1 protein-coding gene and 2 pseudogenes are annotated in these 3,177 nt (G+C 71.8%); 2 read left to right on the top strand and 1 reads right to left on the bottom strand.

Annotation, left to right across the window (positions count from 1 at the left end):
• Positions 1-307 precede the first annotated feature (307 nt).
• A pseudogene (locus tag JNW91_RS30655) lies at positions 308-1,434 on the top strand (polyprenyl synthetase family protein).
• An 85-nt stretch (positions 1,435-1,519) separates the two neighbouring features.
• Here the strand turns inward: JNW91_RS30655 and JNW91_RS30660 are convergent.
• Complete coding sequence (locus JNW91_RS30660; protein ID WP_203178958.1) at positions 1,520-1,909, bottom strand: Rv2175c family DNA-binding protein; 390 nt, start codon at positions 1,907-1,909, stop codon at positions 1,520-1,522.
• 199 nt (positions 1,910-2,108) lie between these two features.
• Here JNW91_RS30660 and JNW91_RS30665 point away from each other — a divergent pair.
• Positions 2,109-3,177: pseudogene (locus JNW91_RS30665) on the top strand (protein kinase domain-containing protein); the annotation flags it as partial.

Consider the following 3,177-nt stretch of genomic DNA (forward strand, 5'->3'; position numbering starts at 1 on the left):
ACTGTCGTCTCATAGTAGCGTAACACGAGATGAGCGCGCTGTCTCGAGCAGATGTATCAAGACTGCCTAGACGAACGCGAACTCATGGACGCTGTAGCTGTAGCATGCTCAGAGGACGCACATCCGAATGAGCAGACCTAGTAGTGTACATGCGATGCCTAGAGACGAGCGACACGATCGATGCAGACGTACGTAGCTGTACATCGATCGAGCTCAGACGACGAGCGACATCGACGATGCTCAGACGTACGTAGCTGTACATCGATCGATGCTCAGACGTACGTCGGCGACCGGCTAGCGTCGTGGCGTGACCCACGCTGCTCCCGTGTCTCCCGTCGACCGTGCCGGCCTGCGACAGCGGGTCGACAAGGCCCTCACCGAGTTCCTGGCCGGCCAGCGGACCCGGTTGACCCGGGTCGACGACGCCCTGGTTCCGGTGGCGGAGGCGATCGAGGCGTTCGTGCTCGGCGGTGGCAAGCGACTGCGTCCGGCCTTCGCGTACTGGGGGTTCCGGGGTGCCGGCGGGGTGGACGGCGACCAGGTGCTCACCGCCCTGGCCGCGCTGGAGTTCGTCCAGGCCAGCGCCCTGATCCACGACGACCTGATGGACCGCTCCGACACCCGTCGCGGCGAGCCGGCGGTGCATCGGCGGTTCGCGCCCGGCACCGGGCGGCCCGCTGGGGCGGTGACCCGGACGGGTTCGGCGACGCCGCCGCGATCCTGCTCGGCGACCTGTGTCTGGTCTGGTCCGACGAGTTGCTGCACTCCGCCGGACTGGACCTGCGGGCGGTGGCCCGGGCCCGGCCGGTCTTCGACGAGATGCGCACGGAGGTCACCGTCGGGCAGTACCTCGACGTGCTGACCCAGGTCACCGGGGACACCTCGGTGGAGCGGGCCAGCAAGGTCGCCCGCTACAAGTCGGCGAAGTACACGGTCGAACGTCCGTTGCTGTTCGGCGCCGCGCTGGCCGACGCGACGCCGGACGTGCGGACGGCCTACTCGGCGTACGGGCTGCCGCTGGGCGAGGCGTTCCAGCTCCGCGACGACGTGCTGGGAGTCTTCGGCGACCCGGCGCTGACCGGCAAACCGGCCGGGGACGACCTGCGCGAGGGCAAGCGCACCTACCTGGTGGCGGCGGCCGTGGAGGCCACCGACGACGCCGGCCGGGAGCTGCTGCTCAGCCAGCTCGGGGACCCGGAGCTGGACGAGCGGGGGGTGGCCCGGCTGCGCGAGCTGATCTCCGCGAGCGGCGCTCTGGCCCGCACCGAGCAGCGGATCGTCACGCTCACCGACAGCGCGCTGGCGGCCCTGGCCGCCGTGGACCTCGACACCGAGGCCCGCCAGGCCCTGGTGGACCTGGCCATAGCAGCGACCGCCGCGCCGACTGACCCCTGCCCGCCCGGTCCCCGCGCCGCCCCGCGCGGTCGATCATGAAGTTATTGCCAGCCCGCGCGGCGTGTCGTGGCAATAACTTCATGATCAACCGGGGGCAGCCCGGGGGCAGCCCGGGGTTGGGGGGTTAGAAGCCCAGGGCTTGGGCGCGGCGTTTGACCTCTCGGGCCTGGTCGCCGGAGAGGGCGGCGGCCGGGGTGGCACCGGGCAGCGAGTCGTCCCGCTCGTACAGCCAGCGCAGCGCGGCCTCGTCGTCGTAGCCGTTGTCGGAGAGCAGGTTGAGCACGCCTGGGAGGTGCTTGAGTACGGTCTCGTTGGCCACCAGGTCCGCCGGAATCCGGCGGACACCGTCGCGGCGGACCGCCAGCAGCTCCCGGTCGCGGATCATCTGGTGCACCTTGCTGATCGACACGTCGAGACGCTCGGCGACGTCGGGCAGGGTGAGCCAGCCGGCCGGGTCGGCGGGTCCGGCGAGCTCGGGGCCGGGCACGGCCTGGTCGGGTACGGGTTCGGTCACCCGAACACCCTGCCACGTCGCCGCCGCGTCGAGCCACCGGCACCCCGGATGACCCGCCCGAACCCGCTTCCGGACCGGCGCTGACCAGCGAATGAGGGGCCGAGGCGGGGGCGGCGAGCGCAGTGGGACGGACCAGGTCGGGCTCCGGCTGTAGCATCCTGTTCAACCTTCACCCCCCGGACACATAGACTCCCTGCCGATGGACACACAGGTCGCCGACACGTTGCTGGGCTCGCTGATCGACGGGCGCTACCGCATTCGCGGTCGCGTGGCCCGTGGCGGCATGGCGACCGTGTACACCGCCACCGACGAACGCCTCGAGCGCACCGTCGCAGTCAAGATCATTCACCCGACCCAGGCGCCCGAGGCCCGCGCCCGGATCGCCAACTTCGTGGCCCGGTTCACCGACGAGGCGAAGACCATCGCCCGGCTGACCCACCCGAACGTGGTGGCGGTCTACGACCAGGGCACCCACGCCGGTCTGCCGTACCTGGTGATGGAGTACGTCCGCGGTCGCACGCTGCGCGACGTGCTGGCCGAGCGGCGCCGACTCAACCCGGACGAGGCGTTGGCCATCGCCGAGCAGATGCTCGCCGCGATCGCCGCCGCGCACCGGGCCGGTCTGGTGCACCGCGACGTCAAGCCGGAGAACGTACTGGTCGCCGAGGCGCCCACCGGCGGCGTCGCCAACCTGGTCGACAGCGTCGTCAAGGTGGCCGACTTCGGGTTGGCCCGTGCGGTCGAGGCGAGCGCCGACGACGAACAGGGCAACCAGCTGATGGCCACCGTGGCGTACGTCGCCCCGGAACTGGTCACCGAGGGCCGGGCCGACCCGCGCACCGACGTCTACTCGGCCGGCATCGTGCTGTTCGAGATGCTCACCGGTCGGGTGCCCTACGACGGTGACCGCCCGGTGGATGTCGCCTGGCAGCACGTCGACCGTGACGTGCCGGCGCCCTCGACGCTGGTGCCGGGCCTGCCGTCGGTTCTCGACGACCTGGTGCAGCGGGCCACCCGGCGCGACCCCGCTGCCCCGGCCCGCCGACGCCGGCGCGCTGCTGGCCGACGTGCAGGTGGCCCGGGACAATCTGGGTGACGCCAACAGCCGTACCGCCGTGCTGCGCCGGGTGACCGACGAGCCGCCGGTCTCCCAGCCGACCATGATGGTCGCCACGGTTCGCCCGGCCGAGCGACCGGCCTGGGCCAGGCTGCCGGAGGGCGGCGGTCAGGGGCCGGGCCGGCGGCGGGCCGCGGCGGAGCCGGCGGAG

The sequence above is a fragment of the Micromonospora parastrephiae genome (assembly GCF_016802865.1).
Lineage (GTDB): Bacteria > Actinomycetota > Actinomycetes > Mycobacteriales > Micromonosporaceae > Micromonospora > Micromonospora parastrephiae.